This window comes from Ramlibacter sp., assembly GCF_035655895.1.
GTDB lineage: Bacteria > Pseudomonadota > Gammaproteobacteria > Burkholderiales > Burkholderiaceae_C > Ramlibacter.
Map to the genome: position 1 here is coordinate 54,954 of NZ_DASRTN010000003.1, position 25,794 is coordinate 80,747.

Below are 25,794 nucleotides of genomic sequence, written 5' to 3' on the forward strand. Positions count from 1 at the left end.
CGCCCGCCAGGCTCAGGACTGGAGCAGCTGCGCCACGCGCGTGCGCAACGCCGCCGGCTGCACCTGGGTGGCCGGCATCGGCTCGCCCACGTTCAGACCGACCCGGTTGAACAGCCCGCGCCGGAACGGCCGCACCATCGCGCGGCCCTGCTCCGCGCGGCTGAAGAACGACCCCCACAAGTGGGTGAGCGCCATCGGGATCACCGGCGGCTCCACGCCATCGGCCCGCGCGCGCTCCAGGATCTTGGCCACCCCGCCGCGGAACTCCTGCAGCTGGCCGTCCCGGGTGATCGCGCCTTCGGGAAAGATGCCCAGCAGGTCGCCCTCACGCAGCACCTGTGCCGCGCGCTCGAACGCGGTTTCGTAGACGGCAGGGTCCTCCTTCTGCGGGGCGATCGGGATCGCCCTGGCCAGCCGGAACAACGCGCCCAGCACCGGAATCCGGAAGATCCGGTGGTCCATCACGAAGACGATCGGGCGCGGGCTGGCCGCCATGAGCAGCACCGCGTCGACGAAGCTCACGTGGTTGCAGGCCAGCACCGCCGCGCCCTCGACGGGAATGTGCTCGTCGCCGCGCACGCGGAACCGGTAGACCACGCGCGAGAGGAACCAGGCGACGAACCGCAGCAGGTACTCGGGCACCAGCAGGAAGATGTAGGTCGCCACCACCGCGTTGGCCAGCCCGACCAGCAGGAACACCTGCGGGATGTCGAAGCCGGCCTTGAGCAACGCGCCGGCGATCACCGAGCTGGCGATCATGAACAGCGCATTCAGGATGTTGTTGGCCGCGATGATGCGGGCCCGGTGGGTGGGCTGCGAACGCAGCTGGATCAGCGCGTACATCGGCACGCTGTACAAGCCGGCGAACAGCGACAGCAGCGCCAGGTCGGCCATCACGCGCCAGTGGGCAGGCTGCGCGAGGAAGGCGCCCAGTGCCTGCGGCGCGACCGCCGGCAGTCCGCGCGAGGCGAAGTACAGGTCGACCGAGAACACCGACATGCCGATGGCGCCCAGCGGCACCAGGCCGATCTCGACGTGGCGGCGCGAGAGCACCTCGCACAGCAGCGAGCCGGCGCCGATGCCGACCGAGAACACCACCAGCAGCAGCGAGGCAACCTGCTCGTCGCCGTGCAGCACCTCCTTGGCGAAACTGGGGAACTGGCTGAGGAAGACGGCCCCGAAGAACCACATCCAGCTGATGCCCAGCAGCGAGCGGAACACGACCCGGTTGCCGCGCGCCAGCCGCAGGTTGCGCCAGGTCTCGCTGACGGGATTCCAGTTGATCGCCAGTTGCGGGTCGGTCGGCGGCGAGGCTGGAATGAACTGCGCCACCAGCCGGCCGGCCAGGGCGGCGGCGATGCAGGCGATCCCGACCCAGGCCGGCCCCACGCCGGGAACCGCGACGATCAGTCCGCCGGCGACGTTGCCCAGCAGGATGGCGACGAAGGTGCCCATCTCCACCATGCCGTTGCCGCCGGTGAGCTCGCGCTCGCCCAGGTGCTGCGGCAGGTAGGCGAACTTCACCGGTCCGAACAGGGTGGAGTGCAGGCCCATGAGGAAGGTGCAGGCCAGCAGCACCGGCACCTGGGCGGCGAAGAACCCCCAGGCCGCCAGCACCATGATCGCGACCTCCAGCCACTTGACCAACCGGATCAGTGCGCGCTTGTCGTACTTGTCGGCCAGCTGGCCGCTGGTGGCGGAGAACAGCAGGAACGGCAGGATGAACAGCGCGCCGATCACCAGTCCGGCCATGGCCGGCGGCATCCAGCCGACCTGCAGCTGGTAGGTCACCATCACGGTGAAGGCGAACTTGAACAGGTTGTCGTTCGCGGCGCCGGCGAACTGGGTCCAGAAGAAGGGCGCGAAGCGGCGCTGGCGCAGCAGGGCGAACTGGTTCGGGTGCGCGGGCGCGGCCGGGGCGACCGCGGGGTCGGCGGCGACGGTGTTCATGCGAGGCTCCTCCTGGGATCCGCTGCACGTGGCGGCAGCTGGCGGCCATTCTGCCCGCCGCGGCGCAGGCGCTCCAGCGCGCCGAGCACCGGCAGCACCGCCAGCGCGGCCACCGCATGCTTGAGGGCGTGCCCGGACACCAGCTCGCCGGAGAGGCTCCACACGAGGTGATCGCCGGCCTCGAACAGCTTGGCGACGGCATAGGTTGCCACCACCAGCCCCCAGCGCACTGGCAGCGCCGTCTCGTTGCGCAGGCCCCACAGCATCAGCAGCATCAGCAGCCCGCCACCCTGCAGCACGCTCCAGGGGAACAGGTTCCCGGTCGCCGCGCACACGTTCAGGGCCACGGGCCCGGCCACGAGCACCGTGACCGCCAGCGCGCGGCCGGCCCGGCTGCTGATGCGGCAGCCGGCCAGCCCCAGCAGCCCGGCGAACGGCACCAGCATCGCGCCGCGGTCCACCAGCAGGCCCGCGTCGCCCGGCGCGAGGTGGTACCAGGCCGAGCCGAGCGCGGTGAGCAGCAGCCCCATCCCTGTCAGCGTGAGAAGCACGCGCTCGGTCGCGCTGAGCGCGCGCGGCCCGAGCCGCGCGGTACCGACCAGGCAGGCGGCGCCCGCCAGCCCGAACGGCAGGTTCGACAGCACGTTCCACGCGTGTGGCAGACCCCAGAACGGTTGCTGGTCGGCGAACGCGTGGTAGTGGGGCGACTGCGCGACGTGCGGTCCGACGGCCGCCAGGGCAAGCATCGCGAGGACCAGGGCGAGCAGGCGGATCTCGCGGGGTGGCAACTGTCCGGGGGTCAAGGCAGGCTCCTTCTCGGGGTGGAATGAACGGACCCGCAGTCTCGCCACCGTTCGGGAGAACAGTCGCAAATACCGGCTACATTGCGCTTTCCTCGACCCTTGAGTATCGAATAGCGATACCAGCCATGAGCACGACTGCCGACCTCGTTGCCGCCCTCAAGAAGGAACTGAAGGCAGCCGGCCTCACCTACGCCGACCTTGCCGGGCGGCTTGGCCTGGCCGAGTCGAGCGTCAAGCGGATGCTCGCCAGGGGCGACATGCCGCTGTCCCGCGTCGATGCGATCTGCCGTGCGCTGCGGATCGACTTCGCCGACCTCGCGCGGCGGGTGGCCGATGCGCAACCGCTGCTGACCGAGCTGACGCAGGAGCAGGAGCGCGCGGTGGTGGCCGACCGCAAGCTGCTGCTGGTGGCGATCTGCGTTCTGAGCCAATGGACGCTGGAGCAGATCACCGGCGCCTACCGCATTTCGGAGACCGACTGCATCCGGGCGCTGGCGCAGCTGGACCGGATCGGGATCATCGAGCTGCGCCCGTTGAACCGCTACCGGCTCAAGCTCGCCAAGACCTTCCGCTGGCGGCCGCACGGCCCGGTGATGGCCTTCTTCCGCGAGCACGTGGTGCTGGATTACTTCGCGGGCGGCTTCGACGGCCCGGGCGAGGGGCTGCTGCTGGTGCACGGCGCGGTCAGCCGCGCGATCGCGCCGTCGTTCATCGAGCGGCTGCAGCGGGTGGCCCAGGACTTCGCCCAGCAGCACCAGGCCGACCAGAAGCTGCCCGAGAAGGACCGCGAGGGCTACACGCTGGTGCTGGGCGTTCGCAGCTGGGAGTTCGAGGCGTTCACGCGGCTGCGCCGCTGATCACTCGAGGGCGCCGGGCCCGGAATCCATCGAGCGCGAGGGCACGATCTGCTCGCTGTCCTCGAAGTCGCGGTCGTCCCATTCGCTGGGCTCGGCCATGATCGTGCGCGGCCCCAGGTTCTGGGTGATGCCGCCGAGCCGGCTCTCCGGAGCCTGGCGCACCAGGTGCCGCCGGAACTCGTGGCGCAGCAGGTTGCGCATCCGGATCCAGAAGTCGGCACGGCGGGTCTGGCGGGCCCGCTTCTCGGGCGAGAGCGCCGTCGCCGAGAGTTTCTCGTCCGAGTGCAGCGGCAGCACCACCCAGCCCGGCGGGCCCTTCTTGGCGCCGAAGTGCTCCCACAGGGCGTCGTAGCTGGCGTAGATGCGCTGGGCCGACTCGCGGTGCGCCTTGCGCCACTGGTAGCGCCAGTCGTGCAGCCGGTGCGAGGCCGGGTTGAGTCCGACCAGGTGCAGGCCCCAGAAGCGCGCCAGCTCCTGCGCCACGCGCACCATGAGCACCGGCGCCTTCCAGCCGTGCAGCGCCTGGGCGATCTCGGTGGCCGACACCCGGCCGGTCGCGTCGCGCTGGCCCCGCACGCCACCGATGGCCAGGCACGGCAAGCCCTCGAGACGGATGCGGGTGAACGCCAGCACCGCGATCTGCACCGGCTGGGCGGCCGGCTGCACCTGCGGCGAGCGGCGCAGCGACAGCGTCAGCAGCAGTTCCCCTTCCGGGCTGTGGCGGGCCGGGCGCTGCACCTGCAGCTGCATGGCCTCGTAGCCGCGCGGGGGCGGCAGTTCCGCCAGCACGACGGCCTTGCCGCGGGCCAGCTGTTCGAAGGCCTTCGGCTGGAAGGCGGTCTCCATCCAGTCGAGGTGATCGATCAGCTGAGCGACGCGGGCCGGCACGTCGGTGTGCCGCTGCACCGACGGGCGCAGGGCCCGCAGGTACTCGCGCGACTCGTCCTCGATCAGCCCGCGCGAGCGCAGGTCCTGGACCACCGCCATCCAGCGGCGCAGCGGCTTGCCATGACGCAGGGTGGCCACCAGGGTCCGGGCACCGAGGCCCGAGCCGCCCTGCTGCCGCCGCCGGGCCGGCGACAGCGCCCAGGCGATGCCGCGCCAGAGGCTCGGCGCGCGCCCGCGCGCCGACTTGGAGGAACTGCGTGTCTTGCCGGCCATGGGGCGGAACTCTAACGGAAGACGGTCAGCACGCCGGTGTAGCCGTACAGGTGGTGGCGGGCGATCTCGCCGCCCGCGAAGAAGCCGACCAGCGGCACGTCCCCGAGGGCGCGGCGCACGATCTGCAGCTCGGCGCTCGGGCCGCCGAAGTGGGACCCGCCGCGACCGGCGCAGCTCACGTAGATGGCGCCGGCGATGCGCCGCGCCGGATTCGGCGCCGACTGCGCCTCGGGTGCCGCCAGGGCGGTGGCCACTGGCAGCGACAGCTCCTCGGGCTCGAGCTCTTCGCGGATCTCGGCGCAGATGCGAATCAGGTCGGCGCGGGCGGCCTGCGCGTTGCGGTTGCAGAACGCCATGCGCATGCCAGGCGCCACCTGGCTGGCCACGGCGACGGCGTGGCGGCCGGGATCCAGGCCGATGATGTGGCGCACCACCACGTCGGTGCCGAAGGTGCCCGGCCGGCCGATGACGTCGGCGCCCGGCTCGGTCAGGCCGACCAGGGTCGCCCGCAGCGTGGCCATCGCGCGCTGCGGTTCGTCCAGCGAGATGCCCGCCTCCTCCAGCAGCACGTCCAGCGCGGGCCGGCCGTCGAGGGTCAGCAGCACGTTGCCCTCGGCGGCGGTCACGGTCCGCTGCTTGCCCAGCGGCTGGCAGCCCTGCGTGACGCGCGAGACCAGGGCCACGCCGTCGGCGAACGCCACGCCCGACAGGCCGCCCCGGAACACGCCGCCGGCCTTGCCCTGTCCCTTGATGTTGCCGTTGCCGCCGATGGCGAACTGCACGGCGTCGCCGCGACTGGCGGCCAGACCGCCGAACAGGTAGCCGGTGGCGGTCCGGCCCGCCATCTCGGCGATCAGTTCGGCGACGTCGGGCGTGGTCGCGTCCGCATGCACCAGCGCCGTGTGCGGCTCGAACCCCATGCCGTCGCCGGTGCCCAGCGGGGCGACGCCGGAGAACACCCGGTACTGGTCGGGCGGCACGGCGCACAGCATCACCGCGAGCGCGGGCTCGTCGATGTATTCGACGTTGCTGGAGGCGATGCCCACGCCCACCGTGCCGGACCAGTCGGTCACCTCCGGCAGTTCGGCGCCCAGGTGGTCGAGGATCTCCTGCGCCTGCGACGCATAGTGGTCGGTGATGTACAGCAGCCCGAGCGTGGGCGAGGAGGCGTACTCGGGCAGGGCCATCTGGGCGCGCAACTGCGCCAGGACCAGGCCGGCAGCCATCTGCCAGTCCGGGTGGGTGGCGTGGCCGAAGGGGAACAGTTGCATGGAGGCGGGACGGTCAGCGGGCAGGTGATTTGCGGCCGGCCGATTTGGCCGCCGGCTTGCGGGGAGCGGCCGCCTTGCGTGCCGGCTTGGCGCCCGAGCCCGGCGAGGCCGATCGCATGATGTCGGCTGCGGATTTCATGGCGTCCTGCGCCATGCCGGTGGTCATGGTGCGGGCGGCGTCGACGCCCGTGTGGCGGCCGACATCCTTCATGGCATCGGCGGCGATCTGCTGGAACTGCTGGGTGAGGGCGCCCCACCACTGCATCGGATCGACCAGTGCGGCGGGGCCGGCCGACTTGGCCTTGCCGTTCCCCGCGTGGTCCGCACTGCCCGCCCCGTCCGCCGGCGCGCTGGCGGCCTTGGGCGCGGAGGCGGCGCCCGCCGGGGATCTGGGTGTCAGGGCCTTGGCCAGGTCGCCGACGGCGACATTCATGCCCTGCAGGGTGGCCAGCGTCATCTTCTGGACCTCCAGTGCCTGGATGGTCGCGCCGAGCGCACGCGAGTTCTGCTCGAGCCAGAAGTGCACTGCCTTCATCTCGCCGATGCGCTTCTCGAGCTCCTGGACGTTGAGCGTGGGGGCGACCCAGGCCGACAGGTTGGGCATCTGCGGCACCGCTTGGGAAGCGCCCTTGGCCAGGTTCTGCAGGAAGTCGAAGCCGGGGACGAACTGGCCGAAACCGGGTGTCTTGTCGTCGCTCATGGGCTGTCTCCGGGAGGATCGCGCCAGCTTAGCAGGCCCGTCGGCCGCCGCCGTCCGTCCGTCCGCCCAAAGCGCAAGAAACGGTGACGGGCGGCGTCTTCCAGGCGCCACCCCGCCGCTGCCGCCCTGGCAGTGGGCGCGCGGCTCAGTGCTTGTGGCCGCCCTGCGAGCCGGCCGCGGCGGGCTCGCGCGGTGGCGTCGCCGACACCGGCACCTGCAGCGCCAGCTGGCGCTGCTCGCCGCGGGCGGTGCGGAAGGTCAGCGTGACCGGGATCGTGGTGTCGGGCTGCAGCGGTGCCTTGAGTTCCTGCAGCATGAGGTGATAACCGCCGGGCTTGAGCTGCACGGGCCGGTTGGCCGGCAGCTCCAGCGCGGGCAGCGCGCGCATCCGCATGACCTCGCCCTCGAGCTTCATCTCGTGCACGTCGGCCACCCGCGCCACCGGCGAGGAGACCCCCACCAGCGACAGCGGCTCGGTGGCGGTCAGCGTCATGTAGGCGGCGCTGGCGGTCTGGCCCTGCATGCTGGCGCGGGCCCAGGCTCCCACGGCGGTCACGGGCGCGGTCTGCGCCCAGGCGCCGGCGGCGGCAAGACCGAGGGCGGCCAGGAGGGTTCGGCGGGAATCGATGCGCATGGTGGGTCTCAATGCTGGTGGCCGCCGGCGGCGGGGAGGATCTCGAGGGCAGGCGCCGGGGTCTTCAGGTCGGCGGCCGATTGTCCCGGTTTAGGAATGTCCACCCAGTCGGAGCGGCCGGGTTCGCACAGCTGGGTCACCGGCCAATGCACGGTGCCGGGCTCGCGCGGCAGCTGCGCCATCAGCACGAACTCGTCGAACTGGTCGCCCGGCAGCATGTCGGCCGGGGTGCGCGCGGTCCAGGTGACGCGCACCACCCCTTCGGTCACCGTGTGGCCGTGGCTGGTGACGGGCTGGGCCAGCGTGCCCCGGCGGATGTCGACGGTCCAGCCCGGCTTGGGCATCGGCCTGGCGCCGGCCACGCCCGGCGGGATGGCGATGCTGATCTGGCGCGTGGGCGCATCGCCGCAGCCATGGCCGACCTGGAAGGTGGCCTTGTAGTGGCTGCCGGCGGGCGCCACCCGGTATTCCAGGGTGACGTGCGCGGGCGCCGCGGTGGCGCAGGCCGCCAGGGCGGCGGCGCCGAGGCATCGGAGGAGGTGCTGGTTCATAGGTCGGCTCGCAGTTCGGCAACGAAGGTGCGTTGCGGGTAGGGATGGAAGTTCCAGTAGGTCTTGTTGTTGACGTTGTCGATCCCGACTGCCGCACTGAACGTGCGGTCGATCTGCAAGCGGGCCCGCAGGTCGACGACGAAGAAGGAGCTCACGCCCATGTAGGCGTTGCCATTGACGTCGCTGTTGTCCAGCGTGCGGAACTGGCGGCCGCTGTAGCGGGCCCCGGCGGACGTGGACCAGCGATCGCTCCAGCGGTAGCTGGCCAGCGCCGACGCGCGCCAGCGCGGGATGTTGGGCTGGCGCTTGCCGAGCGTGTCGCCGGGCGTCGACACGAAGCCGGCGTTCTCGCGGATGACGGAGTCGGCCCAGGTGACGCTCGCGTTGACGTCGAGTCCCCGCCGCAGGACGTCGCTGCCGGTCCAGGCCACTTCCACGCCACGGGTGGCGATGCGGCCGACGTTCTGCACCCGGCTGACGTTGCGGTTGGCCACCGGGTCGAGCAGCGTCTGGGTGTAGAGCGCGTCGCGCGTGTCCTCGGCGAAGGTCGTCAACCGCAGCAGGCCGCCACCCAGGTCCTGCTCGGCACTGAGCTCGCCGGTCCACGAGCGTTCCGGCCGCAAGCCCGGATCGTTGAGGAATTGCGCATTGGCGGTGGATGTGGCGCCATACAGCTCGGCCACCGTCGGAAAGCGCACCGCCCGGCCCGCCGACGCCTTGAGCAGCAGGTCGGGCCGCCACTGCCACGACACCGCCGCCTTGGGCGACACGTGCGTCTCGCCGCGCGACGGCCAGTCGGCGGCCACCGCCGGCGTGGCGCCGGGGATGCGGGTGAAGCCCGCCATCGCGGTCCAGCGCTCCAGCCGGGCGCCGAGCACGGTCTTCCAGCGCGGCGCGAAGGCCCAGGCGTCCTGCATCCAGAGGCTGCGCAGGCTGGTGCGCCCGCCGACGTGGCTGGCCAGCGGGCCGGCGGCGTCCGCACGCCAGTGGCCCGGCACCACCGAGGTGCGGTAGGCCAGTTCGTGCGCATCCTGCTGCACGCCGGCGTCGACGATGTGCGCGCCCTTCATCCCCCCGGGGCGCCAGGTGCCGCGCAGGGCAAGGGTGGTCCAGCCCGTGCCGCTGCCGTCGGCCAGCGTGCCGGGTCCGCCGAGCGCCGCGCCGGGCAACGGATTGGCCGCGCCGCTCTGGCGCTTCTCGTCGCGCCGGTAGTCGTAGCGGCTGGCGGCCGCCTCCCAGTCGAAGCGCCCCTGGGTACGGCTCTTGAGGGACAGGCCATGCATCGCGTGCGCGAGCCGTTCCTGCGTCAGCGGGAAGTCGGCGCCGGTCAGGGGCGCGAAGCTGCTGCCCTGGATCGTGACCGGGCCGCTGGCGACGGGCGCGCCGGCCGCGTCGCGCAGGTAGGACGCCGATCGGCCCTGCGCGGCGTTCTCCCACCAGCCCAGCGTGTAGGCCGCGCGCACCGTCCCGGGCAGGTCGTAGGCCAGCTTCACCTTCAGGTGGTCCTGCCGGCTGCTGGACTCGGTCGAGCTGCCCAGCACGTACCACGGCACGTCGGCGCTGTTGCGGGCCACGACGGCGCCGCTGACCGGCACGCCGCTGCCGCCGGGCGTGCCGGCAAGAACGGGCCGGGTCGCGAACGTCAGCGGCTGGCCCTGGCTGTCCGTGCGGTTGAGGTTGAACCACCAGGTCCAGTCGCCAGCCTTGTTGCCCAGGGACGCGCTGGTCTGCCAGGTGCGGTAGGTGGCACTGGCGCCATGGAGCTCGAACGGCTGGACCGAATAGCCCGCCTTGGCGTGCGCCTCGAAGCGGGTGGGCATGCGCGTGACGTAGTCGACCACCGCCCCCGCCGAGTTGCCGGGGTAGGCGGCGGAAAACGGTCCGTACAGGACGTCGACCCGCTCGATCTCCTCCGGCGTCACCAGGCCCCAACGCGGCGGGAATCCGAGCCCGCCCACGCCGTTGCCCAGCAGGTTGGACAGCAGGATGCCGTCGGCGTAGACGAGCGACCGGGCGCTGTTGCCGGTGCCGGAGGCGCGGCTGGACAGGACGGCATGGTTGTAGTCGCCGGGATAGCGCTTGCGCACCAGCAGGCTGGGGAAATAGCGCAGTGCGTCCTCGCTGTCGGTGGCGTTGATCGCGCGCTCGATCCGTTCGCGGTCGATGCTCTCCGTGGTGGTGGGGATCTGGGTGGGCAGCGACGTGGGCTGGCCGCCGGTGATGGTGACGACGCCCAGCGATCGCGCGGGCGCTTCCTGGGCCAGAGCCGGGACGGCCGGCACGAGCCAGGGTGCCGCGGCGAGCGCCGCGGCAAGGGACATTCGGGGCATGGAGCCTCCTGGACGACACGAGAGGCCGGCCACCCATGGGCAGCCGGAGCGGACGCGGTGTCAGGAGTGCGTGGGCGGGCCGCGCGCCGGGGGCGGCGCGGCCAGGCGGGCGGCGTGGCGCGCCGCCGGAATCGATTGCACGACGTGGCCGAGCGGCTGCACGGCCGGTGGCGGCTGCACCGCGGGAGGGGGTGCAGCCACGCTGGCGCACAACGGGCAGTCCAGGGTGTGGGTCGAAGGCACACCGTCGGCGTCGCCGGCCGGCATCACCAGCTGCAGGCTGCCGGACCCGCTGCACACCAGCTGCGCCGCCTGCGGCTTGACCACCGGCGACGCCACGGCCACGCCCAGCGTCAGCACGAACCACGCCAGCACGAGGCGGGCGAGGAAACGGGCGCGGCGAAGGCGGTGCATGGCCGGATTATGGTCCGGGGCGCGCGGGCTGCGGCTGCAAGCGGCTGCGACAAGCCGCACCCATCCGTGACGCGCCGGACGCGCTGCGTCAGGCGGCCGGAAAGCGCGGCGGCCGCTTCTCGCGCAGGGAGGCGACGCCCTCGCGCACGTCGGGCCCCGCGAACCCCATGAATTCCAGCGCCAGCGAGGTGTCGAAGGCGGGCCCGGCCTGGCGCAGCCAGTTGTTCAGGGCGTACTTGGTCCAGCGGATCGCGGTCTGGCTGCCGGCGGCCAGCCGGTCGGCGACCTCGTAGGCCTTGGGCAGCAACTGGTCCTCGTCCACCGCGAGCGCCACCAGGCCGATGCGCTCGGCCTCCTCGCCGCTGACCGGCTCGCACAGCAGCAGGTGGTACTTGGCCTTGGCCATGCCGCACAGCAGCGGCCACACGATGGCCGCATGGTCGCCGGCCGCCACCCCCAGCCGCGTGTGGCCGTCCACGATCCGCGCCGTCCGGGCGGCGATCGGGATGTCCGCCAGCAGGCCCGCGACCAGGCCGGCGCCGACCGCGGGGCCGTGCAGCGCGCTGACGATCGGCTTGTCGCAGTTCACCACGTTGTAGACCAGGTCCCGGGCTTCCTTCCAGACCCGGCTGCGCACCTCGAAGTCGGTGGCCATGTCCTGCACCAGCGCGAGGTCCCCGCCGCCGGAGAAGCCCTGGCCCTCGCCGCGCAGGACGGCGCACCGGACGGTGTCGTCGTCGGCGACGTCGCGCCAGATCTCGGCCAGCTCGCGGTGGCCCGCATGGCCGGCGGTCGGCAGCTTGCCGTTGGCGGCGATCATCTGGATGTCCAGCACGGCGCCCTCGGCGCCGCGGCGCGTGATGCGCAGGGTCTGGTAGCGGTCGTAGTTCATCAGCGCTCCCCGGGGCCACCGCGCCCCGTCACGCCGCCGATTGTGCGGGGCCGGTCGCGCCTCGGGTGGCCGGCGTCAGAAGAACTCGACGCTGGAAGGCCGCGCCTGCAGCGGGTTGCGGTGCTGCGCTTCCACCACGCGGTAGCGCTCCAGCAGCGCCCGCGCGCTCGACGCCAGCGAGCCGGTGTCGGCGCCGCACTGCAGGCGGTGCACCAGGCTTTCGACCAGTTCGTGGCGGCTGCCCTGGGCAAGCAGGGCCCGGTCGACGACCTGGCGCAGGATGTCGTGGTACTGCCCCGCCTCCAGCAGGCTGGCGACATCGGCATCGAGCTCCCGGCGCAGGGCGCCGGCCTCCCCGGCCGACATCGCGTGCTCGCCCGTCGCGAGCCGGGCCACCTGCTCGCCGCGGGCGTGCAGCCCGGCGGCGCAGCGCACCACCTGGAACGCCACCTGTTCGACCAGCTGCACGGCATGCCGCAGCTGCAGCGCGATCTCCTCGTCGAGGTGCCGGACGTGGGCCAGGACTTCGGCGGGCGGGTTGGCCGCGGCGGGATGCAGGGCGGAGGCAGTCATGCAGGGAAATCCTCGGGGCGGCGGCCGCGACAAGGCACGGCGGGACCGGGCACCCAGTGTGGCGAGCCCCGGCGCCCTGCGATCCGCCGAAAAGCGCCCGCGGCCGGCGCGATCTCGGACGATCGTCCGCGGCGCGCGGCTTCCCCTCCTTCCCGCACCACCGTAGGCTGGCTCCTACGCGGGCAGGCGGCCCCGAGGCCTGTTCGCATTCCCCGCGCGATGTTACGGTCGGGTCCCATGAATTTCGTGGACATCCTGAGTCCGGCCTGCGCCCTGTTCCTGGACTTCGACGGCACGCTGGTGGACATCGCGCCCGAACCCGGCGCCGTGGTCGTCCCTTCCGGACTGGTGCCCACCCTGGCCGCGCTGCAGGCCTACCTGGGCGGCGCGGTCGCGGTGGTGAGCGGCCGCCCGATCCGCGAGATCGACCAGTTCCTCGGCCCGCTGCGGTTGCCCGCTGCCGGCGTGCATGGCGCCGAACGGCGGTCCGCCGGCGGCCAGATCGAGCGCATCGCAGGCCAGCCGCTCCACGCCGTCGAGCTCGCCGTGCAGGCCCTGGCTGCCCGCCACCCGGTCCTCATCGTCGAGCACAAGCAGGCCTCGATCGCGCTGCACTACCGCAAGGCGCCGGAGCTGGAGGCCGCCTGCCTGGACGCGATGCACAAGGCCGTCGCGCAGTCGCCGGGGCTGACGCTGCTGCGCGGCAAGATGGTGGTCGAGGCCAAGCCGGGCTCCGCCAGCAAGGGCCAGGCGATCGAGGCGTTCCTGCGCGAGGCGCCCTTCGCCGGCCGCACCCCGGTGTTCGTCGGCGACGACATCACCGACGAGATCGGCTTTTCCACCGTGCAGCGGCTGGGCGGGCTGGGCGTGAAGGTCGGCGAAGGGCCGACCGTCGCCTGGCAACGGCTGGCCGATCCCGGCGCCCTGCGCCAAGAATTCCAAACCGCGGTCGCCCGCAAGGTGCCCGCCAGAGCTCCCGCATGAAAGCCAACACCAGCGTCCAGAACCTCAACCTCGGCGTCATCGGCAACTGCGCGTACAGCGCGCTGGTCGACGAGCGCGGCAGCATCGTCTGGTGCTGCCTGCCGCGCTTTGACGGCGATCCGGTCTTCAATGGCCTGCTCGACCCGAGCGAGAACGGCAGCCTGTGGGCGTTCGAACTGGAGGACTTCGCGCGCAGCGAGCACCAGTACGAGCCCAACACCGCGATCCTGCGCACGCGGCTGTACGACCACCAGGGCCAGGGCATCGAGATCACCGACTTCGCGCCACGCTTCTGGAGCCGGGGCCGCACCTTCCGGCCGCTGACGCTGATCCGCCGGGTGAAGGTGCTGGGCGGCACGCCGCGCATGCGGGTGGTGCTGCGACCGCGCTTCGACTGGGGCCGCCACAAGCCCCTGGTCACGCGTGGCAGCACGCACATCCGCTACGTCGGCCCAGCGCAGACGCTGCGCGTGAACACCGACGCCCCGATCGACTACATCCTGTCCGAGACCTTCTTCGTGGTCGACCGGTCGCTGAACTTCATCATGGGTCCGGACGAGACCCTGACCGGCGGCATCGAGGACACCGCCCGCGCCTTCGAGCAGGACACGGCCAACTACTGGCGCAACTGGTCGCGCGCGCTGGCGTTGCCGCTGGAGTGGCAGGACGCGGTGATCCGCGCGGCCATCACCTTGAAGCTGTCGCTGTTCGAGGACACCGGCGCCATCGTGGCGGCCATGACCACCAGCATCCCCGAGTCGGCCCACAGCGGCCGCAACTGGGACTACCGGTACTGCTGGCTGCGCGACGCCTTCTTCGTGGTGCGCGCCCTCAACAGCATCTCCGAGGTCGCGACGATGGAGGAGTACCTGCGCTGGCTGAACAACGTGGTCGTGCGCTCGCGCGGCGGCCACATCCAGCCGCTGTGGGGCGTCGGCCAGGAGGCGCAACTGCCCGAGGCGATCCTGGAGCACCTGCCCGGCTACCGCGGCATGGGCCCGGTGCGCGTGGGCAACCAGGCCGCCGAGCACTTCCAGCACGACGTGTACGGCAACATCATCCTGGGCGCGGCGCAGGCCTTCCACGACCACCGCCTGCTCAAGCGTGCCGGCCGCACCGAGTTCGCCTCGCTGGAAGCGGTGGGCGAGCAGGCCTATCGGGTCTACACCCAGCCGGACGCCGGCATGTGGGAGCTGCGCACCCGCGCGCGCATCCACACCTCGTCGGCGCTCATGAGCTGGGCGGCCTGCGACCGGCTGGCCAAGGTGGCCCTCACCCTGGGCCTGAAGGACCGGGCCAAGTACTGGGGCGAGCGTGCCACCGAGATCCGCGAGCGGATCCTGAAGGAGTCGTGGAGCGAGGAGCGCCAGGCGTTCGCCGAGAGCTTCGGCGGCCGCGACCTGGACGCCAGCGCGCTGCTGATGGCCGAGGTCAACTTCATCGACCCCAAGGACCCGCGCTTCGTCAAGACGGTCGACGCCCTGGAGAAGTCGCTGTGCAACGGGCCGTACATGCGCCGCTACGAAGCGGCGGACGACTTCGGCAAGCCGGAGGTGGCGTTCAACATCTGCACGTTCTGGCGCATCGACGCGCTCGCCCGCATCGGCCGCAAGGAGCAGGCGCGCGAGATCTTCGAGGTGATGCTCAAGTGCCGCAACCCGCTGGGCCTGCTGTCCGAGGACACGCACGAGACGACCGGGGAGATGTGGGGCAACTTCCCGCAGACGTATTCCATGGTGGGCCTGATCAACGCGGCGGTGCGCCTGTCCACGCCCTGGGACACGGTGATCTGATGCGCCGCGCACCGAGCGTTCCCGACGCGATGCGCCAGGGCCGGCGGAGGCCGGTCGCATGAGCCGGCTGGTCGTCGTCTCCAACCGCATCGCCGATCCGCGCAAGACCGCGGCCGGCGGCCTGGCCGTGGCGCTGGGCGAGGTTCTGAACAACAGCGGCGGCGTCTGGTTCGGCTGGAGCGGCAAGCTGGTCGACCAGTACCCCGGCGACGGGCCGCAGGTGCAGGTGCACCAGGCCGGACCGGTCAAGCTGGCCACGGTCGACCTCGACCAGGCCGACTACCAGTCGTACTACGTCGGCTACAGCAACGGCGTGCTGTGGCCGGTGTTCCACTACCGCCTGGACCTGGCCGACTTCGACGCCGGCTACATCGAGGGCTACCGGCGGGTGAACCAGATGTTCGCCCGCAAGCTGCTGCCGCTGCTGCGGCCGGACGACATCATCTGGGTCCAGGACTACCACCTGATCCCGCTGGCCGCCGAGCTGCGCGCACTGGGCTGCCAGCAGCGCATCGGCTACTTCCTGCACATCCCGCTGCCGCCGCCGCTGATCCTGGCCGCGATCCCGGGCCACGACTGGCTGATGAAGGGCCTGTGCTCGTACGACCTGGTGGGGTTCCAGGCCGAGGCGGACCACGAGCACTTCTGCCGGTACATCGAGGCCGAGGCGCACGCGCAGAACCTCGGCGAGGGGCGGTGGCGCGTGTTCAACCGCACCGTGCACGCCGGCGCGTTCCCGATCGGCATCGACGTCAAGGAATTCCAGGCGCTGACCGACGGCGAGGAAGCCCGCGAGATGTACCAGCGCATGAAGCGCGAGTACTCACGGCGCAAGCTGCTGGTCGGGGTGGACCGGCTGGACTACTCCAAGGGGCTGCCGCAACGCATGCGCGCGTTCCGCGAGCTGCTGGCGAAGCATCCGGAGACGCGCAAGAGCGCGACCCTGATCCAGATCGCGTCGCCCAGCCGCGAGGACGTCAGCGCGTACACCGACATCCTGCACGAGCTCGAGAGCCTGTGCGGCTCGATCAACGGCAACTATGGCGAGCTCGACTGGATGCCGGTGCGCTACATGCACCGCACGGTGGCCCGCGGGCGCCTGCCCGGCCTGTACCGCGCGAGCCGCGTGGCACTCGTGACGCCGCTGCGCGACGGCATGAACCTGGTCGCCAAGGAGTTCATCGCGGCGCAGGATCCGGAGGATCCCGGCGTGCTGGTGCTCTCGCGTTTTGCCGGGGCGGCCGAACAGCTCAAGGAGGCGCTGCTGGTCAATCCGTACGACACGGAGGGCACGGCCGCTGCCATCCATCTGGCGTTGCAGATGCCGCTGGAGGAGCGCCGGGAGCGCCACGCGGCGCTGCTGGCGACGATCCGCCAGTACGACGTGCACTGGTGGTGCGACACGATCCTGCACCTGCTCGGCCAGGCCGAGGCCGAAGAGACCGGCACGCCCTGGCTGCGACTGTGACCGGCGCCGCGCAAAGCCCCCACGCCGCGCTGCGGTGAATCCGAAGTGGACAGGTGGCGCGTAAGGCTGGTGTGCGCGGGAACATCTTCCGCGCGACACCACCTTCAGGAGATCCGTCCATGAACAAGCATGTCCTCGCCGCCTGCGCGGCCCTCACCCTGCTGAGCGCCTGTGCCAATCCGAGCGATGGCAGACCCGCGGCGTCATCGGCGCCGGCGGGCGCCAGCGAAGCAACCAAGATGGTGGGTGGTGCCGCGATGTACCCCAGTCGGGACATCGTGGACAACGCTGTCAACTCCAAGGACCACACGACACTGGTCGCCGCGGTCCAGGCCGCCGGCCTGGTCCAGACGCTGAAGGGCCCCGGCCCGTTCACCGTGTTCGCGCCGACCAACGCGGCGTTTGCCGCACTCCCGGCCGGCACCGTCGACACGCTCCTGAAACCGGAGAACAAGCCGACCCTGACCAAGGTGCTGACCTACCACGTGGTGCCCGGCCGCCTGGACGGCGCGGCGCTGGCGCGCCAGATCCAGGCCGGCGGCGGCAAGGCCATGCTCAGGACAGCCAGCGGCGGCACGCTGACCGCCACGATGAACGGTGCCAACGTGATGGTCGCGGACGAGAAGGGCGGCGCGGCGACCGTGACCATCTCCGACGTCTACCAGTCCAATGGCGTGATCCACGTCGTCAACAAGGTGCTGCTGCCCGGTTGATCCCGCGCGGACCGCCCTGCAGCTGCTGGTGCGGGGGTCGGCGGTGCAACCTCCAGAGCACGGGACAGGTTGCACCGTCCGTCGAGCCGCTGGGCCGCCTCGTGCCGCGATCAGGCGGGCCCCGCGATCTTCTGGTCGATGGCGCCGAAGACGCTCTGCCCGTCCTTGCCCTTCATCTCGATGCGGATGGTGTCGCCGAACTTCATGAACTCGGTCGAGGGCTTGCCGTCCTGGATGGTCTCGATCGCGCGCTTTTCGGCGATGCAGCTGTAGCCCTTGGGCCACTCCATCCGCCCGTCCTGCTCGACCCCCTTGTTGCTCACCGTGCCGGAGCCGACGATGCTGCCGGCCCGCACGTTGCGGGTCTTGCAGATGTGGGCGATCAGCTGGCCGAAGTGGAAGGTCATCTCGGGCCCCGCCTCGCACATGCCGACCTTGCGGCCGTTCCAGGCCGACTGCAGCGTCAGGTGGACGCGGCCGCCCTGCCAGGCGTCGCCGAGTTCGTCGAGCGTCACGGCCACCGGGCTGAAGGCAGTCGCGGGCTTGCTCTGGAAGAAGCCGAACCCCTTGGCGAGTTCGGCCGGGATCAGGTTGCGCAGGCTCACGTCGTTGGCCAGCATCACCAGCCGGATGCCCTCGAGTGCCTGGTCGGGCGAGGCACTCATGGGCACGTCGCCGGTGACCACCGCGATCTCGGCCTCAAAGTCGATGCCGAAGGCTTCGTCCGGCACCACCACGTCGTCGCAGGGCCCGAGGAAGTCGTCGCTGCCGCCCTGGTACATGAGCGGGTCGCTGTAGAAGCTCTCGGGCACTTCGGCCTTGCGCGCGGCGCGCACCAGCTCCACGTGGTTGATGTACGCGGAGCCGTCGGCCCACTGGTAGGCGCGCGGCAGCGGGGCCATGCAGCGCTGCGGCTCGAAGGGGAAGGCATGGCGCGCCTTGCCCTGGTTCAGCGCCTCCGAGAGATCCTGCAATTGCGGGGAGACGAAGCCCCAGTCGTCCAGCGCCTGCTGGAGCTTGCCGGCGATGCCGGTCGCATAATGGGCCGTCGCCAGGTCACGCGACACCACCACCAGCTGGCCGTCGCGCGAACCGTCCTTGTAGGTCGCAAGCTTCATCGGGAATTGCCTTCGCTTCGCGTGGTGCGCTAGAGTCGGCGCCGACTTCAGCGTTACGCATGGTGAAATGAATTTACCTAATCGAAATTCTACAAGAAGCCTCCCGGCATGAAGGAGCGTGCCGGAATCCAGTCGGTGGAGGTGGGCTTCGCCCTGCTCGAGGCCCTGGGCGACGCGGCCGGTCCGCTGATGCTGCGTGACCTGGCCGCGGCGGCCGGCATGAGCGCCGCCAAGGCGCATCGCTACCTGGTGAGCTTCCAGCGCCTTCGCCTGGTGGTGCAGGACCCCGCCAGCACGCGCTACGACCTCGGCCCCGCCGCGTTGCAGCTCGGCCTGGCGTCGCTGTCGCGGCTCGATGCGGTCAAGCTCGCCCGCGAGCGGATCACCGGCCTGATGGAGCAGGTGGGCCACACGCTGGCGCTGGCGGTGTGGGGCAACCACGGGCCGACCATCGTGCACTGGGAAGAGTCGCCGTCGGCCGTCACCGTCAACCTCCGGCTGGGCGACGTGATGCCGCTGCTGTCGTCGGCCACCGGCCGCTGCTTCGCGGCGTATGCCTCCAAGGAGGCGATCGCTCCCCTGCTGCGGGACGAACTGGCCCGGGTGCAGAAGCAGGGGCGCACCGACGTGCCGGCCTCCATGGCGCAGGTGCGCGCCATGCTCGACGACGTGCGCCAGCGCGGGGGCGCACGCGTCGTGGACGTGCTGCTGCCCGGGATCGTCGGCTTCTGCGTCCCGGTGTTCGACGCCGACGGCCACGTGGCGCTCGGGCTGGTGGCGCTCGGTCCGACCGGCACCTTCGATGCGGCCTGGGACGGCGCCGTGCACGGGCCGCTGCGGGAAGCCGCCGCGCAACTGTCGGCCGACCTGGGCTGGCGGGGATGAGCACGGCGGCCGGCGTGCCCAGGCGCGCGCTGGTCGTCCTGGTCGGCCTCGTGCTGCTGGCGCACGTCCTGCTGCTGCGCGGCGCGCCCGAGCTGCGAGCCTGGAGCCGTCCGGGCCCGCCCACCACGCTCCAGTTGCGCAGCGTGGCCGGACCGACGCCGACGCCAACGCAAGCGCCGCTCGCGCCGCTGCCGTCGGCCGCCGGCGAAACGGGCGCGCAAGGCGGCGGTCCGGGCCCCACGCCGCGCACGGCATCGCCCGCGCCTTCTGCCGAACGGGCCCGCGCGCAGCAGCCCCGGTCGCAGAGGGCGGCCACCACGTCTGCGCCGGCTGCACCTGCACCTGCACCTGCTCGCCCGCCGCAGCGACCTGGTCCGTCCACCGCGGCCGCCACGGCGGATCCGCCACAGCACGCGGCGGCGGCCCTGCCCGCGGCATCTGCCGCAGCGTCTGTCACGGCGTCCGGGCCGGCACCACTGGCAGCCATGCTGGACCTGCTGCGGCCGCCGGCGCCGGCACTCTGGCGCTACGACGTCGCGGCCCGCCACCGGGGATCGCTGCTGGCGGGGCAGGCCACCCTGCACTGGCGCCACGACGGCGACCACTACGAAGCACTGGCGCAATGGTCCCTGCCGTCGCTGCCCGGCCGCCGGCAGCTGAGCACGGGTGCGCTGAGCGCCCAGGGGCTGGCGCCCACCCGCTTCTCCGATCGGCTGCGCAGCGAGGAAGCGGCCCACTTCGACCGTGCCGGCGGCCGCATCGTGTTCAGCAGCAACCGGCCCGACGCGCCGCTGCGGCCGGGTTCGCAGGACCGCCTGAGCGTGCTGCTGCAGCTTGCCTCGCTGGTGGGCGGCGCCCCCCAGCGGTTCATGCCGGGCGCGGTGGTCGTGGTGCCCACGGGGACCCGCGACGCGGCGGACTGGCGTTTCGTGGTCGAGGACTTCGAGACGCTCGCACTGCCGGCCGGCACGGTGCGGGCGCTGCGCATCACGCGCGCGCCGGAGCGCGAATACGACCTGCGCATCGAGCTCTGGCTCGCTCCCGGGGCGGACTACGCCCCGGTGCGCCTGCGTCTGACAACCCCCAATGGCGATTGGCTGGATTGGCAGTGGTCCGGCACCGACAAAGGCTGAGGCGCCCCGGCCCTACGCTGGACCCCATGCCCGCGCCCCCGACCATCGATCTTGAAAGCGGCCGCGGCGTAGTCATCTGAAGTGGCAAAGGATTTCCACCATGCAAATGCTCTATGACTCCGACTCGTTCGTCGTCGTGCACATGCAGGCGAACGAACCTGCTGAAGGAGAAACGCCACCGAGGATCGCGCGGCACGGCTTCGAGATCGTCGACAAGCGCTCCAACAAGGAGGTGTACCTCGACGGCTCGTGGGCCGACGCGTTCCAGCGCCAGATCAACGCCTGGCAACTGAACACGCCCACCCAGGAAGAAGTCGAGGAGACGCTCGACGGCTACGCCGAGCTCGCCCAGAACCCCCTCGTGATGCACTGACAGCCCTCGGGGGACCACGCAGGCCGTTCGGCCTGGGTTCGTCGTCCGCGACGGGCCCGGCGAACGGCCTTGTCGCATCTGCGGTCGACGCCTGGCCGCAGACGCTCAGCGCAGCCAGCCCCGGCGGTACAGGGGCTCCACCAGGATCAGCACCGCCACCAGGCGGCAGACCTGGAACGCCGTCACCACCGGCACGCCCAGCTGCAGCACCTTGGCCGTGATGGCCATCTCGGCGATGCCCCCGGGCGACGTGCCCAGCACCAGGGTCGCGGGGTGCAGTCCGGTCAGGTGGGCGAGCAGCATGCCGAACAGGGCGCACACGCCCAGCATCCCCACCGTGCCCAGCGACACCGCCACCAGCCAGCGCGGAGCGGTGTGGACGAACTCGGCGCGGAACCGCACACCCAGGCTGATCCCGATGACCAGCTGCGCGGCATTGGTGAGCGGCTGCGGGATCGCCGACAGCTCGATGCCCGACATCGTCAGCCCCATCGCCACCAGCAGTGCCCCCAGGAACCACGGGTTGGCCCGGCCCGTGCGGGCCATCGCCCAGGCGCCCGCGCCCGTGGCCGCGGCCAGCAGCGCGAGTCCGCCCGGCTGCACCTCCCGCGGGCCCGGCAGGCTGGGATCGACGCCATGCATCCCGATCCACGCCATGGCCAGAGGCAGCGTGAGGGTCACGATCAGCAGGCGCAGGCTGTGCGCCGCCGCCACCAGGTCGGTGCGGGCGCCGGCCCGCTCGGCCAGCAACGTCATCTCGGACGCCCCGCCGATCGCGCCAGCGAAGTAGCTGGTCGCACGCTGCTCGGCCGCGGTGCCGGGCAGGTGGCGCTGCACCAGCCGGTGCAGCCCGCGCCCGAACGCCCAGCCGAGCAGCAGCGCCCACGCGATGCCCAGCAGGATCGCCCACCACAGCTGCCCGACCAGGGCGGTCACCTGCGGCGTGAAGTACAGGCCAAGGGCGGCGCCGATCACCCACTGCCCGGCATTGCGCAGCGGGGTCCAGCTGTGGGTGGGCGCATTGGCGACCGAGGCGGCTGCAGTGGCCAGCAGCGGCCCCAGCATCCAGGGCAGCGGGGTGTGCAGCCAGGCGAAGGCCAAGGCGGTGGCGAGCGCCAGCGCCAGGGTGGCGGCGACGCGCAGGAAGACGGAAGCAGGCATTCGGACAGGAGACGGCGCGACATGCGCGAGCGCTTAGTATCCCTGGATGCCCAACCGTCCTTTCCGCTTCCCGGCCACAGTGGCCATGGTGCTAGCGCTGGCCGGCTGCGCGACCGGCTCTCCTGCGGTGGACGACCTGCTGCCGGCGGACGCGGTGCTGCTCGGCGAGCAGCACGACGAACCCGCGCACCAGCGGCGCCAGCGCGAGGTCGTGGAGCGCCTGTCGTCGCGCGGGCGGCTGGCCGCGGTCGCGCTGGAGATGGCCGAGCAGGGCGCCAGCACCGCGGGGCTGCCGCGGCAGGCCGACGAATCGATGGTGCGGGCGGCGCTGCAGTGGAACGAGGCCGGCTGGCCGTGGCAGGCGTACGGGCCCACCATCATGGCCGCCGTCGCCGCCGGGGTGCCGGTGCTGGGCGCCAACCTGCCGCGCGAACGGATGCGCGCCGCGATGGGCGATGCCTCGCTGGACGCGCTGCTCGATGCGGGCGCGCTGGCGGCGCAGCGCGAGGCGATCCGGGCCGGCCATTGCGACCTGCTGCCGGCCGCCCAGCTCGGGCCCATGGTGCGCGTGCAGATCGCCCGCGACCGGGCGATGGCCCGCACCATCGCGGGCGCTGCCGTGCCCGGCAAGGTGGTGGTGCTGCTCGCGGGCGCAGGACACGTCGATGCCACCCTGGGTGTGCCGCGCCACCTGCCGCCGGCGCTGCAGGTGCGCCCGGTCGTGCTGGAGCGCGCGGGCCCAGCCAAACGGGACTATTGCACCGAGCTGCGCCAGAAGATGGCGCCGCCGCCGGCCTCCTGAGCCGGCGTCAGGCGTGCCGCCGGATCGAATCGGCGAGCGTGTTCACCAGCTGGTCGATGTGCGCCTTCTCCACGATGTAGGGTGGCGCGATCACGACGGTGTCGCCGGCCGGCCGCACCAGCGCGCCCTGGCGGAAGCAGTCGAGGAAGATGTCGTAGGCGCGCTTGCCCGGCGCCCCGGCCAGCGGCGCCAGCTCCACCGCGGCGGCCAGGCCCATGCTGCGGATGCCGATCACGTTGGGCAGGCCCTTGAAGGTCGCATGGAAGGCGTCGCCCAGCACCTTGCCCATCTCGCCGGCCCGCGCGAACAGCTGCTCGCGCTGGAACAGCTCCAGCGTGGCGATGGCGGCCGCGCAGGCGACCGGGTGCCCCGAGTAGGTGTAGCCGTGGAAGAACTCGATGACGTGCTCGGGCGCATCGGTCTTCATCAGCGCGTCGTACAGGCGGTCGCGGCAGATCACGCCGCCCAGCGGGATCACGCCGTTGGTGACGCACTTGGCGAAGTTGAGCATGTCGGGCACCACGCCGTAGAAATCGGCGCCGAAGTTCGTGCCCATGCGGCCGAAGCCGGTGATCACCTCGTCGAAGATCAGCAGGATGCCGTGCTTGTCGCAGATCTCGCGCAGCCGCTGCAGGTAGCCCTTGGGCGGCAGGTACCAGCCGGCCGAACCGGCCACCGGCTCGACGATGATGGCCGCCACGTTGCTCGGGTCGTGCAGCGGCAGGATGCGCTGCTCCAGCTCCAGCAGCGGGTCCTCCTTCCACTCGGGCTCCTGGTGGTGGATGTAGGCGTGGTGCACCGGGTCGTGGATGAACCGCAGGTGGTCCACGCGCGGCAGCAGCGCCGTGCCGAACGCCTTGCGGTTGGCAGGGATGCCGCCGACGCTCATCCCGCCGAAGCCGACCCCGTGGTAGCCCCGTTCGCGCCCGATGAAGAGCGTGCGGTGGCCCTCGCCGCGGGCCCGGTGGTAGGCCAGCGCCACCTTCAGCGAGGTGTCCGCCGCCTCCGAGCCGGAGTTGCAGAACAGCACCTTGTTCAGGTCGCCCGGCGCCATCGCGGCGATCATCTCGGCCGCGCGGAAGGCCTGGTCGTTGGAGGCCTGGAACGCCGTCGCGTAGTCGAGCGTGTCGAGCTGGCGCTTGATCGCCTCGTGGATCGGCGCACGGTTGTGCCCGGCCCCCACGCACCAGAGGCTCGAGATGCCGTCGATGACCTGGCGACCGTCGTGGGTCGTGAAGTGCATGCCGTCCGCCGCGACGAACACGCGGGGCTCCTTGCGGAAATGGCGGTTGGGCGTGAAGGGCAACCACTGGTTGTCCATCGTGAAGTCGGTGTCGGCCATCGGGTCCTCCTGAGGGGAGCAGCCATTGTGGCGCAAGGGTGCGGGCGGCCGGGAAGGACGGGCGCGGCGTCCCGGGCGCTGGCCACGCCCGGACCGGGGTGCCCCGGACGGCAGCCGGCCGAGGTGACCACGAGGTCGGCGGTCCAGCGCGCTGCGGGACCGCCCGGAGCGCGTGCGCCGAGGCGCTCGCGCCGCTCAGCGCTTGAGGGCGCCGAACACCTTCTGCAGCAGGGCGCTGCCGGTGCCCACCGGGTCGCGGCGGATCTTCTTCTCCTCGTCGCCGATCACCAGGTACAGCCCGTCGAGCGCCTTGCGCGTGACGTAGTGGTCAATGCTGGCATCCTCCAGCTTGAGCAGACCGAGACCGGCGGCCTTGCCGGCGATGCGGTCGTACTTCACGGCCAGGCCGATCCTGGAGGTGGCCTGCCGCACCACCGGCAGGAACGATTCGCCCAGCGGCGCGCGGGTCTTGCCGGCGAAGAACTCCGTCACCGAGGTCTCGCCGCCCCGCAGGATGTTCTTGGCGTCGGTGACGGTCATGGCCTTGACGGCGTTGACCAGCAGGTTCCTGGCCAGCGGCACCGCGTTCTCGGCCGCCCGGTTCAGGGCGATCTCCAGGTCGTCCACCTGCTTCTTCTGGCCCATGGCCTTGAGCAGCCGCGAGGCGTCCTGCAGCGCGGAGGGCAGCGGGATGTGCACCTGCGGGTTGGCCAGGAAGCCGTCCTGCACGCCGAGCAGGCGCACCGCGTTCACCGCGCCGGTCTCCAGAGCGGCCTTGAGGCCGCGCGAGGCGTCGAGGTCCGACAGGCCGGCCAGGCTCTGGGCGCGGGCCGAGGCGGCCAGCAGGACGAGCGGCGAGGCGGCGAGGGCGAGCGAGAGCGTGCGGCGGTGCATGGACGGCAGGGCGGTGCGGATGAGCAGTCACCATGATGCCCGCAGGCGCCGCGGCGGGCAACCCAGCCGCGGCCTGCGACAATCGCCGGTGCCATGAAGCACGCCTACATCCTCACCCTGTCCTGCCCCGACCGCCCCGGCATCGTGCACGCCGTCTCCGGCTTCCTGCTCGAGCGCGGCGGCAACATCGAGGAGGCCGCGCAATACAACGACACGGCCACCGGGCTGTTCTTCATGCGCGTGCAGTTCGGCTGCGACCAGCTGACGCACGAGGACCTCCAGGCCCAGCTGCAGGCATTCGCCGCCCCGTTCCAGATGGACTGGAAGCTGCACGCGACCCAGCAGCCGATGCGCACGGTGATCATGGTGAGCAAGGACGGCCACTGCCTGAACGACCTGCTGTTCCGCTGGAAGACCGGGCTGCTGCCGGTGGACATCGCCGCGATCATCTCCAACCACCGCGACTTCTACCAGCTGGCTGCCAGCTACAACGTGCCGTTCCACCACATTCCGGTGACGGCGGCGACCAAGGCACAGGCCGAGGCCCGGCAGTACGAGATCATCGAGTCGGAGAAGGCCGAGCTGGTGGTGCTGGCGCGCTACATGCAGATCCTGTCGGACGAGCTGTGCCGCAAGCTCTCGGGCCGGGCGATCAACATCCACCACAGCTTCCTGCCCAGCTTTAAGGGCGCCAAGCCGTACTACCAGGCGCACGACCGCGGCGTGAAACTGATCGGCGCCACCGCGCACTACGTCACCGCCGACCTCGACGAGGGCCCGATCATCGAGCAGGACGTCGCGCGGGTCGACCACAGCAAGACCGTGGAAGACCTCACCGCGATCGGCCGCGACACCGAAGGCCTGGTGCTGTCGCGGGCGGTGAAGTGGCACACCGAGCACCGCGTGCTGCTCAACGGCCACAAGACCGTGATCTTCAAGTGACCGGCTGCCGCGGGCACTGAGCCAGGTCCACCGCCTGCCGCCCGAGGCCG

General features: G+C 71.7%; 25 protein-coding genes. 10 read left to right on the forward strand and 15 right to left on the reverse strand.

Annotated elements, in window-relative coordinates; all coding sequences use genetic code 11:
• Positions 1-12: 12 nt before the first annotated feature.
• Both VFE82_RS01155 and VFE82_RS01160 read right to left on the reverse strand, forming a co-directional pair.
• Entirely contained in the window at positions 13-1,950 is a 1,938-nt protein-coding gene (locus VFE82_RS01155; RefSeq protein WP_324998393.1) for an MFS transporter, read from the reverse strand.
• Complete coding sequence (locus VFE82_RS01160; protein ID WP_324998394.1) at positions 1,947-2,753, reverse strand: hypothetical protein; 807 nt, start codon at positions 2,751-2,753, stop codon at positions 1,947-1,949. Before VFE82_RS01160 ends, VFE82_RS01155 begins: the two co-directional genes overlap by 4 nt.
• Before the next feature lie 125 nt (positions 2,754-2,878).
• Here VFE82_RS01160 and VFE82_RS01165 point away from each other — a divergent pair, with 125 nt between their 5' ends.
• Complete coding sequence (locus tag VFE82_RS01165; RefSeq protein ID WP_324998395.1) at positions 2,879-3,610, forward strand: helix-turn-helix transcriptional regulator; 732 nt, start codon at positions 2,879-2,881, stop codon at positions 3,608-3,610.
• Here the strand turns inward: VFE82_RS01165 and VFE82_RS01170 are convergent, their stop codons facing one another.
• From VFE82_RS01170 to VFE82_RS01210, 9 genes are all read right to left on the reverse strand, one after another.
• Positions 3,611-4,771 carry a DUF535 family protein gene (locus VFE82_RS01170; RefSeq protein ID WP_324998396.1) on the reverse strand — a complete coding sequence of 387 codons (1,161 nt, stop codon included), beginning with the start codon at positions 4,769-4,771 and terminating at the stop codon, positions 3,611-3,613.
• Positions 4,772-4,782: 11 nt separating this feature from the next.
• Positions 4,783-6,042, reverse strand: a complete 1,260-nt coding sequence (locus tag VFE82_RS01175) for an FIST signal transduction protein (protein ID WP_324998397.1) — start codon at positions 6,040-6,042, stop codon at positions 4,783-4,785.
• Positions 6,043-6,055: 13 nt separating this feature from the next.
• The gene (locus VFE82_RS01180) at positions 6,056-6,742 is read right to left on the reverse strand and encodes a PhaM family polyhydroxyalkanoate granule multifunctional regulatory protein (RefSeq protein ID WP_324998398.1); all 687 of its coding nucleotides are present in this window, start codon (positions 6,740-6,742) and stop codon (positions 6,056-6,058) included.
• A gap of 145 nt (positions 6,743-6,887) precedes the next feature.
• Positions 6,888-7,376: a copper chaperone PCu(A)C gene (locus VFE82_RS01185; protein ID WP_324998399.1), complete on the reverse strand. Its 489-nt coding sequence runs from the start codon at positions 7,374-7,376 to the stop codon at positions 6,888-6,890.
• Positions 7,377-7,384: 8 nt separating this feature from the next.
• Positions 7,385-7,927 carry a YcnI family protein gene (locus VFE82_RS01190; protein ID WP_324998400.1) on the reverse strand — a complete coding sequence of 181 codons (543 nt, stop codon included), beginning with the start codon at positions 7,925-7,927 and terminating at the stop codon, positions 7,385-7,387.
• On the reverse strand, positions 7,924-10,257 hold the full coding sequence (locus tag VFE82_RS01195) for a TonB-dependent receptor (protein ID WP_324998401.1): 2,334 nt from the start codon (positions 10,255-10,257) through the stop codon (positions 7,924-7,926). The genes VFE82_RS01190 and VFE82_RS01195 overlap by 4 nt, the downstream gene beginning before the upstream one ends.
• A gap of 60 nt (positions 10,258-10,317) precedes the next feature.
• Positions 10,318-10,671: a DUF2946 family protein gene (locus VFE82_RS01200; protein ID WP_324998402.1), complete on the reverse strand. Its 354-nt coding sequence runs from the start codon at positions 10,669-10,671 to the stop codon at positions 10,318-10,320.
• Positions 10,672-10,759: 88 nt separating this feature from the next.
• Positions 10,760-11,563 carry an enoyl-CoA hydratase/isomerase family protein gene (locus VFE82_RS01205; protein ID WP_324998403.1) on the reverse strand — a complete coding sequence of 268 codons (804 nt, stop codon included), beginning with the start codon at positions 11,561-11,563 and terminating at the stop codon, positions 10,760-10,762.
• 75 nt (positions 11,564-11,638) lie between these two features.
• The gene (locus tag VFE82_RS01210; RefSeq protein ID WP_324998404.1) at positions 11,639-12,136 is read right to left on the reverse strand and encodes a hypothetical protein; all 498 of its coding nucleotides are present in this window, start codon (positions 12,134-12,136) and stop codon (positions 11,639-11,641) included.
• 237 nt (positions 12,137-12,373) lie between these two features.
• On the opposite strand from VFE82_RS01210, the gene otsB reads away from it, so the two are divergent.
• The 4 genes from otsB (at position 12,374) to VFE82_RS01230 (ending at position 17,094) form a co-directional block, all read left to right on the forward strand.
• Positions 12,374-13,120 carry a trehalose-phosphatase gene (otsB, locus tag VFE82_RS01215; RefSeq protein WP_324998405.1) on the forward strand — a complete coding sequence of 249 codons (747 nt, stop codon included), beginning with the start codon at positions 12,374-12,376 and terminating at the stop codon, positions 13,118-13,120.
• Entirely contained in the window at positions 13,117-14,913 is a 1,797-nt protein-coding gene (locus VFE82_RS01220; protein WP_324998406.1) for a glycoside hydrolase family 15 protein, read from the forward strand. Before otsB ends, VFE82_RS01220 begins: the two co-directional genes overlap by 4 nt.
• A 58-nt stretch (positions 14,914-14,971) precedes the next feature.
• The gene (otsA, locus tag VFE82_RS01225) at positions 14,972-16,381 is read left to right on the forward strand and encodes an alpha,alpha-trehalose-phosphate synthase (UDP-forming) (RefSeq protein ID WP_324998407.1); all 1,410 of its coding nucleotides are present in this window, start codon (positions 14,972-14,974) and stop codon (positions 16,379-16,381) included.
• Between the two features lie 119 nt (positions 16,382-16,500).
• The gene (locus VFE82_RS01230) at positions 16,501-17,094 is read left to right on the forward strand and encodes a fasciclin domain-containing protein (RefSeq protein ID WP_324998408.1); all 594 of its coding nucleotides are present in this window, start codon (positions 16,501-16,503) and stop codon (positions 17,092-17,094) included.
• A 110-nt stretch (positions 17,095-17,204) separates the two neighbouring features.
• On the opposite strand, the gene VFE82_RS01235 is transcribed toward VFE82_RS01230, so the two are convergent.
• Complete coding sequence (locus VFE82_RS01235; RefSeq protein WP_324998409.1) at positions 17,205-18,212, reverse strand: fumarylacetoacetate hydrolase family protein; 1,008 nt, start codon at positions 18,210-18,212, stop codon at positions 17,205-17,207.
• 108 nt (positions 18,213-18,320) lie between these two features.
• On the opposite strand from VFE82_RS01235, the gene VFE82_RS01240 reads away from it, so the two are divergent.
• From VFE82_RS01240 to VFE82_RS01250, 3 genes are all read left to right on the forward strand, one after another.
• A complete protein-coding gene (locus tag VFE82_RS01240; RefSeq protein ID WP_324998410.1) occupies positions 18,321-19,097 on the forward strand; it encodes an IclR family transcriptional regulator in 777 nt (258 codons plus the stop codon).
• Between the two features lie 485 nt (positions 19,098-19,582).
• Positions 19,583-20,230 (forward strand): DUF3108 domain-containing protein, encoded by a 648-nt coding sequence (locus VFE82_RS01245; protein ID WP_324998411.1) that lies wholly within the window; start codon positions 19,583-19,585, stop codon positions 20,228-20,230.
• A 100-nt stretch (positions 20,231-20,330) separates the two neighbouring features.
• Positions 20,331-20,603 carry a BTH_I0359 family protein gene (locus VFE82_RS01250; protein ID WP_324998412.1) on the forward strand — a complete coding sequence of 91 codons (273 nt, stop codon included), beginning with the start codon at positions 20,331-20,333 and terminating at the stop codon, positions 20,601-20,603.
• A 105-nt stretch (positions 20,604-20,708) separates the two neighbouring features.
• Here the strand turns inward: VFE82_RS01250 and VFE82_RS01255 are convergent, their stop codons facing one another.
• Positions 20,709-21,764 carry an AbrB family transcriptional regulator gene (locus VFE82_RS01255; protein ID WP_324998413.1) on the reverse strand — a complete coding sequence of 352 codons (1,056 nt, stop codon included), beginning with the start codon at positions 21,762-21,764 and terminating at the stop codon, positions 20,709-20,711.
• A 46-nt stretch (positions 21,765-21,810) separates the two neighbouring features.
• Between VFE82_RS01255 and VFE82_RS01260 the strand changes: the two genes are divergently transcribed.
• On the forward strand, positions 21,811-22,566 hold the full coding sequence (locus VFE82_RS01260) for a ChaN family lipoprotein (protein WP_324998414.1): 756 nt from the start codon (positions 21,811-21,813) through the stop codon (positions 22,564-22,566).
• Between the two features lie 7 nt (positions 22,567-22,573).
• On the opposite strand, the gene VFE82_RS01265 is transcribed toward VFE82_RS01260, so the two are convergent.
• Together VFE82_RS01265 and VFE82_RS01270 are read right to left on the reverse strand one after the other, a co-directional pair.
• Positions 22,574-23,908 carry an aminotransferase class III-fold pyridoxal phosphate-dependent enzyme gene (locus VFE82_RS01265; RefSeq protein WP_324998415.1) on the reverse strand — a complete coding sequence of 445 codons (1,335 nt, stop codon included), beginning with the start codon at positions 23,906-23,908 and terminating at the stop codon, positions 22,574-22,576.
• A gap of 195 nt (positions 23,909-24,103) precedes the next feature.
• Positions 24,104-24,802, reverse strand: a complete 699-nt coding sequence (locus VFE82_RS01270; protein WP_324998416.1) for a DUF4197 domain-containing protein — start codon at positions 24,800-24,802, stop codon at positions 24,104-24,106.
• Positions 24,803-24,895: 93 nt separating this feature from the next.
• On the opposite strand from VFE82_RS01270, the gene purU reads away from it, so the two are divergent.
• Positions 24,896-25,744, forward strand: coding sequence for a formyltetrahydrofolate deformylase (gene purU / locus VFE82_RS01275; RefSeq protein ID WP_324998417.1), 849 nt, complete (start codon positions 24,896-24,898; stop codon positions 25,742-25,744).
• The last annotated feature ends 50 nt before the right edge of the window (positions 25,745-25,794 follow it).